Annotated in this window: 15 protein-coding genes; 4 read left to right on the top strand and 11 right to left on the bottom strand. The window is 61.0% G+C overall.

Going from position 1 to position 14537, the window contains the following annotated elements; genetic code table 11:
- Positions 1-18: 18 nt before the first annotated feature.
- The 10 genes from BLS60_RS04550 to BLS60_RS04505 form a co-directional block, all read right to left on the bottom strand.
- Positions 19-375, bottom strand: a complete 357-nt coding sequence (locus tag BLS60_RS04550) for an Hpt domain-containing protein (protein ID WP_092365127.1) — start codon at positions 373-375, stop codon at positions 19-21.
- A gap of 89 nt (positions 376-464) precedes the next feature.
- Positions 465-2159: a fused response regulator/phosphatase gene (locus BLS60_RS04545; RefSeq protein WP_092365123.1), complete on the bottom strand. Its 1695-nt coding sequence runs from the start codon at positions 2157-2159 to the stop codon at positions 465-467.
- A gap of 6 nt (positions 2160-2165) precedes the next feature.
- On the bottom strand, positions 2166-2471 hold the full coding sequence (locus BLS60_RS04540; protein WP_070882915.1) for an STAS domain-containing protein: 306 nt from the start codon (positions 2469-2471) through the stop codon (positions 2166-2168).
- A gap of 208 nt (positions 2472-2679) precedes the next feature.
- Positions 2680-3132, bottom strand: coding sequence for a flagellar export protein FliJ (gene fliJ / locus BLS60_RS04535; protein WP_092365120.1), 453 nt, complete (start codon positions 3130-3132; stop codon positions 2680-2682).
- A gap of 3 nt (positions 3133-3135) precedes the next feature.
- Positions 3136-4494 carry a flagellar protein export ATPase FliI gene (fliI, locus tag BLS60_RS04530; RefSeq protein ID WP_092365117.1) on the bottom strand — a complete coding sequence of 453 codons (1359 nt, stop codon included), beginning with the start codon at positions 4492-4494 and terminating at the stop codon, positions 3136-3138.
- A complete protein-coding gene (fliH, locus tag BLS60_RS04525) occupies positions 4484-5269 on the bottom strand; it encodes a flagellar assembly protein FliH (RefSeq protein ID WP_092365114.1) in 786 nt (261 codons plus the stop codon). Before fliH ends, fliI begins: the two co-directional genes overlap by 11 nt.
- Before the next feature lie 3 nt (positions 5270-5272).
- Positions 5273-6289: a flagellar motor switch protein FliG gene (fliG, locus tag BLS60_RS04520; RefSeq protein ID WP_070883018.1), complete on the bottom strand. Its 1017-nt coding sequence runs from the start codon at positions 6287-6289 to the stop codon at positions 5273-5275.
- On the bottom strand, positions 6282-8087 hold the full coding sequence (gene fliF / locus BLS60_RS04515) for a flagellar basal-body MS-ring/collar protein FliF (RefSeq protein ID WP_092365111.1): 1806 nt from the start codon (positions 8085-8087) through the stop codon (positions 6282-6284). Before fliF ends, fliG begins: the two co-directional genes overlap by 8 nt.
- A 16-nt stretch (positions 8088-8103) precedes the next feature.
- A complete protein-coding gene (fliE, locus tag BLS60_RS04510; protein WP_092365108.1) occupies positions 8104-8433 on the bottom strand; it encodes a flagellar hook-basal body complex protein FliE in 330 nt (109 codons plus the stop codon).
- A gap of 273 nt (positions 8434-8706) precedes the next feature.
- A complete protein-coding gene (locus BLS60_RS04505; protein ID WP_092365105.1) occupies positions 8707-9030 on the bottom strand; it encodes a ComEA family DNA-binding protein in 324 nt (107 codons plus the stop codon).
- Between the two features lie 182 nt (positions 9031-9212).
- On the opposite strand from BLS60_RS04505, the gene BLS60_RS04500 reads away from it, so the two are divergent.
- Complete coding sequence (locus BLS60_RS04500) at positions 9213-10769, top strand: glycoside hydrolase family 17 protein (RefSeq protein WP_092365102.1); 1557 nt, start codon at positions 9213-9215, stop codon at positions 10767-10769.
- 43 nt (positions 10770-10812) lie between these two features.
- Here BLS60_RS04500 and BLS60_RS04495 read toward each other — a convergent pair whose 3' ends face one another.
- Complete coding sequence (locus BLS60_RS04495; protein WP_070882907.1) at positions 10813-11187, bottom strand: hypothetical protein; 375 nt, start codon at positions 11185-11187, stop codon at positions 10813-10815.
- Between the two features lie 277 nt (positions 11188-11464).
- On the opposite strand from BLS60_RS04495, the gene BLS60_RS04490 reads away from it, so the two are divergent.
- The 3 genes from BLS60_RS04490 to BLS60_RS04480 all read left to right on the top strand — a co-directional run bounded on the left by BLS60_RS04490 (position 11465) and on the right by BLS60_RS04480 (position 14501).
- Positions 11465-12763, top strand: coding sequence for a serine/threonine protein kinase (locus BLS60_RS04490; protein ID WP_070882906.1), 1299 nt, complete (start codon positions 11465-11467; stop codon positions 12761-12763).
- The gene (locus BLS60_RS04485) at positions 12756-13529 is read left to right on the top strand and encodes an MlaA family lipoprotein (RefSeq protein ID WP_070882905.1); all 774 of its coding nucleotides are present in this window, start codon (positions 12756-12758) and stop codon (positions 13527-13529) included. Before BLS60_RS04490 ends, BLS60_RS04485 begins: the two co-directional genes overlap by 8 nt.
- 123 nt (positions 13530-13652) lie before the next feature.
- The gene (locus tag BLS60_RS04480; RefSeq protein WP_092365099.1) at positions 13653-14501 is read left to right on the top strand and encodes a pirin family protein; all 849 of its coding nucleotides are present in this window, start codon (positions 13653-13655) and stop codon (positions 14499-14501) included.
- The last annotated feature ends 36 nt before the right edge of the window (positions 14502-14537 follow it).

The raw sequence follows: 14537 nt of genomic DNA, 5'->3' as shown, positions 1-14537 counted from the left end.
ACTTTTCAAGCAGACAGATTAACCGCGGATAAACCGTTGGCGCTCGGTGTTGAGCAACGTGCGTACGATGGCAAATTGGCCGTTGATGCGCCCTATCAGCGTCGCAGACGCGCCCAATTCACCACGGCGAGCCAGCTCCTCGAGTTCGCGGCAGGATTCGGCCAGTGCCCCGGCACCCATGTTGCTGCAGCTGCCTTTGAAGCTGTGAGCCGCATGGCGCATAGCCTGCGCGTCCTGATTCTGCTCGGCGTGCTGCAAAAGACGTAGGCGCTCCTCAGAATCGGTAATGAAGGTATCCAGCAGCACGGGATACTCGTCCTCCATGATGTCCTGCAGGGTCACCAGCACGGCGTGATCGAGATGATTGTCGGACACCCTAAGCTCCAGGCCAGCCTGACGGCAGCTCACCGTCGCTGATACGCATCGTGTGCCGGGATGGCCGAATAACGTACCAGTGGGTCAGATTATGCCTCGGCAGGCCACGAGAACTCCACACTGACCCGACGCCCGTCTGGCGACCAGCTGCACTGGTCACTCAGTTCGCGAACCAGGCTCATGCCCCGCCCGCTGAAACCTTGCGCCGCATGCGGGTGGCTTAGCATCGCCTCGGCATCGAAACCGGCACCGCTATCCTCAACGGTCAGCGTCAACCGACCGCCACTGGCTTCGCGACGGGTCTCGAAGCCGATGCTGACACATCCGTCGAGCAGCGTATCCAGGCGCTCGGCGCGTTGTCGGTAGTAGTTGGAGAAGCCGGTGGCATCGCGTTTCAAACCCGAGTCCAGCCCGAGCACACCATGCTCCAATGCGTTGGTGTACAGCTCACAAAGCACGCTGTAGAGGTTGCCACCCTGCCCGCGCAAACCCGGCACCTCCAGCAGTAGCTGCAGCAGGTACGGCAATGGGTAGAAGTCGCGCAAAGTCCGCCCTCGGAAATCGAAACGCGCCGACCACTGCTCGGGCCCTGCGCGCCACTCGCCCTGGGAAAGAGGCGGTCGGTTTACGGCGCTGTCTTCGACCATAGTCACTTCGACCAGGCTGACATCGTCACGCGCTTCGCCATGGAACCGCTGCAAGGCCTGCTGAATCTCGTCAAACAACGCCGCTGGCGGGTGGCCGTTGTCGAGCACATCGAGCAGGCGCTGCTCACCAAACAGCTGCTCGTGCTCGTTGCGCGCCTCCAGCACCCCGTCGGACAGCAGGAATACCCGGTCGCCGAGCGCCAATGGATGTGCCTCGTAGCCATCGTGAAAGCGATCAGGCTCGAGCACGCCGAGTGGCAGGTGGCGAGACACCAGGGGAAGTCGCTCGCCGTCCTTGCGCAAGATGTAGCCATCCGGCAGACCGCCACCCCAGAACTCCACCGTTTGCCGACGGAAGCTGATGTTCAGCACCGTCGCACAGCAGAACACCCCACGCGGCAGAATACGGCGCAGCTTGGCATTACTTTCATGGAGGATTTCAGCCAGCGAGTGGCCTTTGCCAGTCATGCGGTAAAACACATCAGCCAGCGGCATCGCGCCGATCGCCGCCGGGAGGCCGTGGCCGGTGAAGTCACCGAGCAGCACATGCATATCGCCACTCGGATGGAACGCTGCCAGCAGCAGATCGCCGTTGAACAGCGCATAGGGTGATTGCAGGTAGCGGATATTACCGGCACCCAGGCAGCCGGAATGCGCCACTTTATCGAAAACCGCTTTGGCCACTTGCTGCTCGTTGAGCAGATACTCGTTATGCCGCGCGATCTGATCGCGCTGCTGCAGCACCTCCTGATGCAGGCGCCGCAGCCGATCCATCGCGTTGATCTTGGCCTCGAGAATCACCCGACTGTAAGGCTTGGCGAGAAAATCATCGCCGCCCGCCTCGAGGCAGCGAACCAGCGCTTCGTCCTCGCTCAGGGAAGTGAGAAAAATGATCGGCACCATCGCATCGCCGGCCATCGCCTTGATTCGCCGAGCCGCCTCGAAGCCATCCATCACCGGCATCAGCGCATCCATCAAAACCAGCTGCGGACGCTGCGACTCGAACAACGCAACCGCCTCAAGACCGTCACTGGCCGACAGCACCCGATGCCCCTGTCGCGCGACGATGGTCGATAGCAGCATGCGGTCGCTGGGGCTGTCCTCAGCGATCAGGATGGTGAGGTAGGAAGCGTTCATCGCGCTTCAGACGATCTGAAAAAGCTGTTCGAAATTGGAGATGGAGAGAATCTTGCGCACGTCGGCGTTGCAATTGAGCAAGCGAATCTGCGCGCGGTCACCGCCTGCATGGTCACGCAAAAGCAGCAGCATACCGAGCGCAGAACTGTCGAGATAGGTCGTCCCCTTGAGGTCTACCGAGTAGCGCTTTGGACGAATATCGACGCGCTCGTAGGCGCGACGAAACTCCTGGTGCGCGCCAAAATCGAAGCGGCCTTGAATGGTGATGGTCAACTCTTGCCCGTCTTCCGAAGGCAGCGAGGTGATGGGCATGAAACACTCCTTGAGATCCGGGAAACCCGCCAGACCGCATAAACGGACCAACTTGGCGAAGCCTGTCCTGATTAAGCAGGCGATACCTTGTTGACCCATGCCGCGGCGCGGTGTCTCACCTGTTTTTCCTGACCCTGCCCAGTTCGCTCTCCAGCAACTGAATTCCGGCCTATGAACATGTAGCACTAGCCTGCCTCAGCGGCAACCATCATTCGTGGGAATCGCGCCGCGGTATGCGCTGAGAAAGTTCGTCGAGCAGCTTTTGCTCGCGCTTGTCCTCGGCCAGGCGCGCTTCGTCAACGTAGCGCTGCACCAGCTTGCGCAGCCCTTCAAGGCGAGCGTAGCGTTGCTGCCAGACCTCACGCACCTTATCCAGATTATTACGGTGCCAGGTCACCGCCTGCTGTTGCTGAGCGATGGCCACATCGAGCTGCGACAGGAAACGCTGATAATTCATCAGCCACTGGCCCGACACACCATGCTGCCCTTCGTTGATCCATTGCTGCTGATAACCGTGCAGGTAGGTTTCCAGATCCGTCAGTTTGGCCTGAGCCTGTCCGAGCATGCCTTGGGCACGCCCCAGTTGCAGGGCGGCCTCGCGCTCGGCCTTTTGAGCCATTTCGACGACAGGCGCCAACCGCGCGGCGCGGCTCGTGGCCACAGGTTAAGGCGCCAAAGAAGGATTCAAAACCGCGGCCAGCAGATCACGGCTGCCGTCCAGGCTTTCGCTTTCTCCCAGGCTCTGGCGCAGGTAACGCACCATCACCGGCTGGCGAGCGATGGCCAGATCAGTATCGGCATCACCACCCGGCACATAGGCGCCCACGCTGATCAGGTCACGGCTCTGCTGATAACGCGACCACAGCTGCTTGAAGCGCTGCGCGTTACGCATGTGTTCCGCACTGACCACCTGCGGCATCACCCGGCTGATCGATGCTTCGATGTCGATCGCGGGGTAATGACCCTCTTCGGCCAGGCGTCGGGATAGCACGAAGTGGCCGTCGAGTACGCCACGGGCGGCGTCGGCGATAGGGTCCTGCTGATCATCGCCCTCCGACAGCACGGTATAGAACGCCGTGATCGAGCCACCGCCCTCCTCGGCGTTACCCGCCCGCTCCACCAGTCGTGGCAGCTTGGCGAACACTGAAGGTGGATAGCCTTTGGTCGCCGGCGGCTCGCCAATAGCCAGGGCAATTTCCCGTTGTGCCTGGGCGAAACGGGTCAATGAGTCCATCAGCAGCAGGACGTTCTTGCCCTTGTCGCGGAAGTATTCGGCAATTCGCGTGCAGTACATCGCCGCGCGCAAGCGCATCAGTGGCGCATCGTCAGCAGGCGATGCCACCACGACCGAACGCTTGATGCCCTCCTTACCAAGAATCTCGTCGATGAATTCCTTCACCTCGCGGCCACGCTCGCCGATCAGGCCCACCACGATGATCTCGGCTTCGGTGAAGCGCGTCATCATGCCCAGCAATACCGACTTGCCGACGCCAGTACCGGCAAACAAGCCGAGCCGCTGGCCACGGCCAACAGTGAGCAGACCATTGATGCTGCGGATGCCGACATCCAGCGGTTCGCTGATGGGATGACGCTTGAGCGGGTTGATTGTCGGGCCGTCCATCGGCACCCAGTCTTCGGCTTTCATACCCCCCTTGCCATCTAGGGCGCGACCGGCGCCGTCGAGCACGCGGCCGAGCATCGACATACCCATCGGCAGACGCCCGGTATCAGGCAGTGGCACCACACGGGCACCCGGCGCGATGCCCGCCAGGCTGCCGACCGGCATCAGATAGATCTTGCCGGAGGAAAAGCCCATCACTTCGGCCTCGACCTGCACCGGGTGATAACTGTCATCGTTGATCACCAAGCAGCGGCTGCCAAGGGCCGCGCGCAGGCCTTCGGCTTCCAGGGTGAGGCCAACCATGCGCAACAGCCGACCTTCAACGATAGGCTGGGTGGGCAGTTTCACCGCCTCACCGTAGCCTTCCATGCGGCGGGCAAAACTGATGCGCTCAAGGCGCATGGGTGTCATCCAGGTCGATCTGCATATCGGCAGCGCGAGGCGTGGTCGCGTTTTCGCGTTGCTGCTCGAAGAGCTGCTTGAGCGCCTGGCTCAAACGTGTCTCTACGCTGGCATCAATGCGGCTGTGCTCAGTCTCGACACGGCAGCCGCCGGGCAGCAAACCCTCATCCTCAAGAATCCGCCAGCTTTCCTCGTGGCGGTCACGTAGCGCCTTGACCAGCTCGAAGTCCTGCGGATTAAGGTGGATGCGGATATTTTCCGCGCCCATCGGTAGCAGTTTGAGGGCTTCACGCAGCACTTGGCGAATCTGGCTGGAGTCGCGGCTCACTTCGCGCTGAATGACCTCGCGGGAAATCTGCCCGACCAGAGCGACCAGTGCCACTTCGAGCTGCTGATCCTGCTCGGCGATCGGCTCGAATAGATGGCTCATGACCTGCTCGAGCGCAGTGACCCGAGCCGCGAGCGCTGCGTCCGCTTCCTGCTTGGCCTTTAACTGCCCCGCGCGGAAACCGTCTTTTTCCCCAGTGGCGAAACCTTCGTTGTAGGCGTCCTGGCGAATCGCTTCGAGTTCGTCGAGTGTCAAGGGTTTGACATCCTCGAGCGCGACCTCTTCGCTTTCTTGCGGCGCAACGGCAGCAGGAGCAGCCGGTTCGGCGACCGGCTGCTCCTGCTCGGGTTCATCGACGTGCTCGTCGAAACTGGGCAGTGACCAGCGATTGACGCTGCCAAGGTCTTTGGCGCGAATCAACTCGCTGGCAGGTTCCTTTTCGGCCATGGGTTAAACCATCTCCTCGCCGCCCTTGCCACCCAAGACGATTTCGCCCGCCTCGGCCATACGCCGGGCGATGGTGAGGATTTCCTTCTGGGCGGTCTCGACGTCGCTGACGCGTACCGGGCCTTTTGCCTCGAGATCATCACGCAGCAATTCAGCAGCGCGCTTGGACATGTTCTTGAAGACCTTTTCCTTGATGGCTTCGTCTGCACCTTTCAGCGCCAGCACCAGCACATCGGAAGACACCTCGCGCAGCAGCGCCTGGATGCCACGGTCGTCGACATCGGCCAGGTTGTCGAAGACGAACATCAGGTCTTCGATCTGCGATGACAAATCTTCGTCAAGCTCGCGGATCGAGTCCATCAGTTGCCCTTCAACCGAGCTGTCGAGGTAGTTCATGATATCGGCAGCGCGCTTCACGCCGCCCATGGTCGCACGGGTGGTGTTGGAGTTCCCGGAGAACTGTTTCTCGAGAATCAGATTGAGTTCCTTGAGCGCCGCCGGCTGTACGGTGTTCAACGAGGACACGCGCAGGACGATATCCAGGCGAACCTTGTGGTCGAAATGCCCCAATACTTCGCCCGCCTGATCCGGGTCGAGGTAAGCCACCACAATGGCCTGAATCTGCGGGTGCTCGTAGCGGATCACGTCAGCCACAGCGCGTGGTTCCATCCATTTCAGGCTGTCCAGGCCACTGGTGCTGCCGCCCAGCAGGATGCGGTCGATCAGGTTGCCGGCTTTGTCTTCGCCGAGTGCCTGGGTGAGCATCTTGCGGATATAGCCGTCGGCGCCTACGCCAAGGCTGGTCTGGTCGCCGACGGTTTCGACGAACTCGCCCATTACCTGCTCGACCTGCTCGCGATGAATGTTGCGCATGCCGGCCATAGCCACACCCACGCGCTGCACTTCCTTGGGCCCCAAATGACGAAGCACTTGGGCCGCATCGGTTTCACCGAGCGACAGCAGAAGAATCGCGGCCTTTTCGACCTTGCTCATCTTGGCGGTGGAACGGTTGTCATTCATCAGCATTGATCCAGTCTTTGACGACCTGGGCTACACGGCCCGGATCTTCGGCGACCAAGCTCTTGATCGCGTTCAGTTGTGCATCATACCCCTCGCTCGGGCTCGGCAGGAGAATGCTTTGCGGGCCGCCAAGGCTCACACGATCGGATGACAGCTGGCCATCGAGACCGCCCATTTCGCCCAGATCCACGTCGCCTTCGCGGCCGCCACCCGCCAGTGCCAATTCCTTGCCTTTTCCACCACCGGTGATGTTGTTCAACACCGGACGCAGCACGAACCACACCAGCAGGAAGATCAGCAAAGCGGGGAACAGTGACTTGAGGCCGCTCATGGCCATCAGGAACAGCTCGCTCTGGTACCACGGCATTTCGATGACTTCGGCAGCTTCGGTGCTGAACGCCGTATTGATCACGCTGACGCTGTCGCCGCGGCTGGCATCGAAGCCGACCGAGTCCTGCACCAGGCGGGTAAAGCGCGCCAGGTCGTCAGTGGTCCACGGTACGCGGGTGACATCACCAGTAGCGGGGTCGACACGCATCTGGTCATCCACCACGACCGCGACGGAAAGCCGACGCAGACGGCCTTGCTGTTGCTTGGTGTAGCTGACCGAGCGATCCAGCTCGAAGTTGCGGGTCGACTGATCGCGCTTGTCGGCCGGGTACGGCGCCAGCATCGGCAGGCCGGTGGCCGGATCCATGATCTGTTGACCATTGGCATCGACCAGTGGCTGGCCAGGCGCTACCGGGCCACCAGGCGCTGCGGCGCCACCGGCTTGCTGTGGTGCAGCGGCAGGACCAGGCGGCTGGTTGCTCAGAGCGCCTGGCACGCCTTGCGGGCCGCTGCCACTGCTGCGCTGTTCGTTGACCTGTTGCTCGCTGCGCAGCGCCGGTTGGTCCGGGTTGAAGGTTTCCGAGGTGGACTCGACCGCGCTGAAATCGACGTCCGCCGACACTTCGGCCTTGTAGCGGCCCATGCCGAGCACGGGTTGCAGAATATTGTGCACGCGCTGGGTAAAGAGGTTCTCCATGCGGCGGCTGTAATCGAATTGCTTGCCGGCCATGCTCAGCTCGGACATTTCCTGCTGATCGGAGAGCAGAGTGCCCTTCTGGTCGACGACGGTAACCTGGCCCTTGTCCATTTCCGGCACGCTGCTGGCGACCAGATTGACGATGGCCATCACTTGGCTGGGCTCAAGGTTGCGACCCGCATACAGCTCGACCAGTACCGACGCGCTGGGCTTGCGCTCGTCGCGCACGAACACCGAACTTTTGGGAATCGCGAGGTGCACACGAGCAGCCTTGACGTTGTTCAGACTCGAGACGGTGCGCGCCAATTCGCCTTCCAGGCCACGACGGTAGCGAGTCGCCTCCATGAACTGGCTGGTACCGAGGCCCTGCTCCCTGTCGAGAATTTCGAAACCGATGCTGGTGTCGGTCGGCGCCACGCCAGCCGAGGCCAGACGAATGCGTGCACGCGCCAGATCGTCGGACTTGACCAGCAGCGCGCCGGAATTCGGCTCGATGGTATAGCTGATGTCGGCAGTCGACAGGGTTTCCATCACCTGGGTCGCGTCCATACCGTTCAAGCTGCCGTACAGCGGCTTGTAATCCGGCTCCTGCGACCACAGCACCACGGCGAAACCGATCGCCACGCTGGCGGCCAGTCCGACCAACAGGCCAGCCTGACGCAACACCGGCATGTCGGAGAGATTCTCCAGAAAGGTCAGCCCGAACAGCGGCTTCTTCGGCGCGCTGCCAGCAGAAGTGACGGGTACGGTGGTGGCAAGTGCTTCGGCCATAATCGTGATCTACCCCTTAAACCGGCATTTGCATGATGTCTTGGTACGCCTGAACCATCTTGTTGCGAACCTGGGTCATGGCCTGGAAGGAAACGCTGGCCTTCTGCGAAGCAATCATTACGTCAGTCAGATCGACGCCGCTCTGCCCCATCTCGAAGGCACTCGCTAGCTGGCTAGAGACCTGCTGGGTTTCGCCGACCTTGTTAACCGCCTGCCCAAGCATGTCCGAGAAGCTCGGCGCGCCGGCTTCCTGGGCTTCGGAGACTGCCGGTTTGCGCGCCATGGCCTCGGCCTGCATCGAGCGCATTTCCAGCATTAGACGATTGAACGCGACACCCTGACTCATGACCTTCCTCCACTGACCGCGGTTTTTTGACGCCGCGTGTGCTTTGCCTGAGTGACTGCAACAAGGGTGCCAACTAGCTGATTCGACCGTGACGGCTGAATATTGGCGATGCTACGGCCCCACGCATGGCTGGGAGCACAAAGCGCGCCAAGAGGGGGTAAGGGGTGAAACGGCTGGATACCGAGATGAGTCAGATGAAAACGCTTATCTCCTGGCGTAAAAAAGCCGCTCTACCCTGTGCGGGTGGAGCGGCTGCGCCATTGCAGATTTAGGCTACTGAACCGTCAACTTGTCACGGTTGCGGTCAAGCAATGACTCGCCGATACCTTTGACTTCAAGCAACTCGTCCACCGAGGCGAATTCGCCATGGGTGTCGCGGTAGCTGACAATTGCCTGGGCCTTGACGGCGCCCACGCCAGCGAGCTCACGCTGCAGGGTTTCAGCATCCGCAGTATTGAGATTGATCGGGTTGAGCTCAGCGACTTGTTGCGCGACAGGTTCGGCGACAGGCGTTTTTGCGCTTTCATTCGCGCTGACTAGCAACGAGGCGCTGGCCAGCGTAGTGAACAGCAGGGCTTGCAGGGTATTTTTAAACATGAGCTAACGTCCTTTGTTGTTCCACTCGGGTGAGCGACGCGGGTGTTCCTTACGCCGCATCATCAAAACTAGTCGCCCTGCGCAGGCTGTCAAACAAACGGTTTGTAACCGCTTTTTCCGCCGCTATCTAAAGCCCCGGCTCGCCGCTAAGATGCGCGCTCCCTCACCATGCGTGTTCGATCATGCCCGTCATTGCTCGCTTTCCTTTGCTTCCTTATCTCTGCGCCTGCATTGTCGGGTTTCTTGCGCTTGGCAGCCTATGGCAAACCATTGGCAAGCCGGTTGTATTGGCCGATGCCGCCACGCCTACGCACAAGCTGCAATGCGCGTCGTACACGCCGTTCGGCAAGGATCAGTCGCCGTTCGACCTGCCGCTGCAGATTCATCCCGAGCAGATGGATACCGATTTGGCGCTGTTGGCCGAGCGCTTCCAGTGCATCCGTACCTATTCGGTCACCGGTTTGGAATCGCTGCCGGATCTGGCGCGCAAGCACGGCTTGAAGCTCATAACCGGTGCCTGGGTGAGCCGCAACCCGCATGACACCGCGATCGAAATCCAGGGTCTGATCAAGCTCGCCAAAGAAAATCCCGACGTGGTCGACGCGGTGATCGTCGGCAACGAAGCGCTGCTGCGCAAGGAAGTCACCGGCGGGCAACTCGTCGAGCTGATCAATCAGGTGAAAGCGGAAATCACCCAACCGGTCACTTACGCCGATGTCTGGGAGTTCTGGCTCAAACACCCGGAAGTCGCCCCTGCAGTGGATTTCATCACCATCCACCTGCTGCCCTACTGGGAAGACGACCCTGCCGGCATTGACGCCGCGCTGCATGAAGTCACCGAGGTTCGCGAGCTGTTCGGTAAACAGTTCGCGCCCAAGGACATCATGATCGGCGAAACCGGCTGGCCCAGCGAGGGCCGCCAGCGTGAGACGGCAGTGCCCAGCCGGGTCAACCAGGCCACTTTTATCCGTGGCTTCGTCGCCCTGGCAGAACAGCATGGCTGGCGCTACAACTTGATCGAAGCCTTCGATCAACCCTGGAAACGCGTCAGCGAAGGTGCCGTGGGCGGCTTCTGGGGGCTGTACGACGCCGATCGGCAGGAAAAATCAATACTCGCCGGACCGGTTTCCAACCTTCCACACTGGCCGCTGTGGCTGGCCATCAGCAGCGGCGTTTTGGCCTTTGGACTGCTAATCGGCGGGCGCCCGAACTCGATCCGTAATGCCGTGCTGCTGCCGCTGCTGGCCGCACTGGGCGCCGCCTGCATCGGGCTATGGGCGGAACTGTCCTGGGTGACCAGCCGTTATGTCGGTGAATGGCTGTGGGCCGGCGCTCTGCTCGCGCTCAATCTGCTGGTGCTGGCCCACGCCGCGCTGTCGCTATCGACGGCACAAGGCTGGCGCGGCGAAGCGTTCAACTGGCTGGAGCGTCGCTCAGGCTGGTGGCTGGTGGCCGCCGGGTTCGCCGGCGCAGTGATGATGCTGGCCATGGTTACCGATGCCCGCTACCGCAGCTTCCCCAGCGCGGCGCTGCTGCTGCCGGCACTGGTCTATCTGCTGCGCCCGGTTGCCGGTCCGCGTCGGGAAATCGCTCTGCTGGCCGTATTGATTGCCGCAGGCATCGTGCCGCAGCTCTATGAAGAGACGCTGGAGAACCTGCAAGCGATTGGCTGGGCGGTAACCAGCGCGGTGCTGGTCGCAGCGCTCTGGCGCAGCCTGAGACTGTCGACGGGGCGCTAAGCGCTTGCGACCCACGCTGCGCAATACGCCGCGTGGGTCCGTATCAACGGGCTACCGCGGCAGGCGCACGTACCAGTCGCAACAGCGCCAGCACGACGGCGAACACGGCCAGGCTTGCGGTGTACAGCGCAAGCGCCGGCAAGCCGAGCAGCAGCCCGGGCACCGCCAGGCGCCAGCCCCAGACGCCTGGCAGCACGAATGCCAGCACCGCGCAGCCAAGGGCGGCCCAGGCGATGACCCGCAAATGAATCATCCAACCCAGAGTCGCGCGAACCTGGCAGGCCAGCGCGGCCGGGTCTTCAACGCAGCGGCCTACCCACTGATCACCCTCCATGAGCAGATAGCGCAGGCCATAGCTGGCAATCACACACAGCACAGCGGCGATCACCAGCACAACGACAGACAGACGACGAGGCATGCAGCACTCCAGAAGGCACGGAAACGGCGCTCAGCATAATCTCCCGCCGGGCGGATGCAAGTCACAAATAGCGCTCTGCACCGGAGTGCCGAGGCCGCGTTATCTCGACCTTTGCAGGCAAATGCAGTATCAACAGCACACGGCGCTAGCAGGACGATAATTCCCATGGCACTTTGACACATTGCTAATTGTCCTACTGATCGCGGCTGATGCCGAAAAAGCACGGGCAGCCCCGCCCACCTCTGAAAAGAATGTTCTCTCTCCAAAGGGATCTTGTATGTCTTTCACTCCCCGCCTCGCTGCCCTGCTTAGCGGTCTACTGCTCAGTGTTCCGCTTTGGGCGGCTGATATCGACCCGCAGACGTATGGTTACCCGCTGACCAATCCATTCGAAGCGACCATTGCCACCACGCCGCCCGAACTCCGGCCGGAGCTGCCGGACGATGCCGATATCAATCAGAAGGACTATCAGGTTCGCCTGCGCCCGGAGCGCGAGTTCCAGCTGCCGGACAATTTCTGGGCCGTCACCAAGATGCGCTATCGGCTGGCCGAGCAGAAAGGCGCTGCGCCGCTGATCTTCATCATTGCCGGCACGGGCGCGCGCTATTCAAGCACCACGCCCGAGTACCTGAAAAAACTGTTCTACGGTGCCGGCTATCACGTGGTGCAACTGTCATCGCCGACCAGTTATGACTTCATGACCTCCGCCTCGCGCTTTGCCACGCCAGGCCTAAGTCGCGACGATGCCGAGGATTTATACCGCGCCATGCAGGCGGTGCGCGCCCAGCATCCGAAACTGCAAGTCACCGACTATTACCTGACCGGTTACAGCCTGGGCGCCCTGCACGCAGCCTTCGTCAGCCAATTGGACGAAACACGCCGCAGCTTCAATTTCAAGCGCGTGTTGATGCTCAACCCGCCGGTCAATCTGTACACCTCGATCACTAACCTGGATCGACTGGTACAAACCGAGGTCAAGGGCATCAGCAACCGCACCACATTCTACGAATTGATCCTCGCCAAGCTGACCCGCTACTTCCAGCAGAAAGGCTACGTTGATATCAACGATGCCATGCTCTACGACTTCCAGCAGTCCAGACAGCAGCTGAGCAACGAGCAGCTGGCCATGCTGATCGGCACCTCGTTTCGCTTTTCGGCGGCCGACATTGCCTTTACATCCGACCTGATCAATCGCCGTGGGCTGATCACTCCGGTGGACTATCCGATCGGTGAAGGCACCAGCCTGACACCCTTCTTCCGTCGCGCGCTGCAGTGTGATTTCGACTGCTACATGACCGAGCAACTGGTGCCCATGTGGCGGGCTCGTTATGACGGCGGCAGCATGAGCCAGCTGGTCAACGAGGTGAGCCTGTACGGCATCGAGGATTACCTCAAGAACAGCCCGAAAATCTCCGCCATGCACAATGCCGACGACGTGATCCTCGGCCCAGGCGACCTCGGCTTCCTGCGACGCACGATGGGCGATCGCCTGACGGTCTATCCGCTTGGCGGCCACTGCGGCAACCTCAATTACCGCGTCAACAGCAACGACATGTTGGAGTTCTTCCGTGGCTAAGTCCTTTCCTGCTCTCGCGCTGTTCGCTGCTTTGCTAAGCAGCGCCGCAACTGCTCAGACCACTGTCGAAGACGACGGCTTCAAGCGGCCGCTCAAGGACCTCAAGTTCAACCCAGGCCTTAACCAGCGCGAGTTCGAACGCTCAACGCTGTCCGCCCTGGAGGTATACGACCCGCTGGAGTCCTGGAACCGGCGCGTTTACCACTTCAACTACCGCTTCGACGAGTGGGTATTTCTGCCGGTCGTCGACGGTTACCGCTACATCACGCCAAGCCTGGTCCAGAAGGGCGTGAGCAACTTCTTCGGCAATCTGGGTGATGTGCCCAACCTGCTCAACAGCGCGCTGCAGCTCAAAGGCCAGCGCTCGTTGAATACCACGGCGCGCCTGTTGCTCAACACCACCATTGGCGTGGTCGGGCTGTGGGACCCGGCCACACTGATGGGCCTGCCCAGGCAAGCGGAAGATTTCGGCCAAACCCTGGGGTATTACGGAGCCCCGTCTGGCGCTTACCTGATGTTGCCGATCCTGGGCCCGTCTAACCTGCGCGACACCGGCGGCCTGGTCGTCGATTTCGGCGCAGCACAAGCGATCAACTACCTCGACATGGCAGAAATCAGCTCGGACCATCCGGAAATCATTGCACTGCGCGCCGTCAATCAGCGGGCAACCACTAACTTCCGTTACGGCCAGATCAACTCGCCCTTCGAGTACGAGAAGCTGCGCTTCTTCTACACCGAGTCTCGCAAACTGCAGATAGCCGAATAAGCCAACTGATGCCGGACGCAACGCGCCGGCATCGATTTTCTCGATAGATAGCACGGCTTTTTCCCACCCATCTCTCGGATCGGCTCGCCTAACATAGGCGAGTCGTTTCCTGGAGCCTTCAAGATGACCAACCTACGTCGCGTACTTGCCATCCAGCCGGGCCACCCCGCCTCCGACGGTGCCGGTGTGCGCCTGAATCGGGTAATCGGCGGCGGTGGAATCGAACGGTTCGATCCCTTTCTGATGCTCGATGAATTCAGCACCGACAATGCTGACGATTACATCGCTGGCTTCCCGCCCCATCCTCATCGCGGCTTCGAAACCATCACCTACATGCTCGAAGGGCGTATGCGCCACGAAGACCATATGGGTAATGTCGGCCTGCTGCAGGGCGGCGATGTGCAATGGATGACTGCCGCACGTGGCGTCATCCACAGCGAAATGCCTGAGCAGGAACAGGGTGCCATGCGCGGCTTCCAGCTATGGCTCAACCTGCCGGCCAAAGACAAAATGGCTGATCCGGATTATCACGACATTCCGGCAGCGCAGATACCTCGCGTGCACACCGCCAACGGCGCTGAAGTAACCGTCATTGCGGGCCTGTTGGTCGAAGACGATATTCATCAGAAAGGCGCCGTGCAGCGGCCACATACCGATCCCCAGTTGTTCGACATCCACCTGCCAGCCGGCAGCAGCCTGCGCCCTGCTCTACCTGACGGTCACCGCGCGCTGTTTTATGTGTATGAAGGCAATGCGCAGGTGCAGGAGAGCCACGACGTGACAGCCGGGCGGCTGGTGCGTCTGGATGATCAGGGTGAACTGTTGCTGGCCAGCAATGTGGGCGCTCGCGTGCTGCTGCTCGCCGGCAGGCCGCTGAACGAGCCCATCGTGCAGTACGGGCCGTTCGTGATGAACAGTCGTGAAGAGATCGAGCAGGCGCTGCGCGATGTTCGCGACGGTACGTTTGCCTGAATCTCATATCGGCGATCAGGTGTTGAGTTGCGTTGG

Source organism: Phytopseudomonas seleniipraecipitans (genome assembly GCF_900102335.1).
GTDB classification, from domain to species: domain Bacteria; phylum Pseudomonadota; class Gammaproteobacteria; order Pseudomonadales; family Pseudomonadaceae; genus Aquipseudomonas; species Aquipseudomonas seleniipraecipitans.
This window is presented reverse-complemented; position numbering and strand designations above follow the sequence as displayed.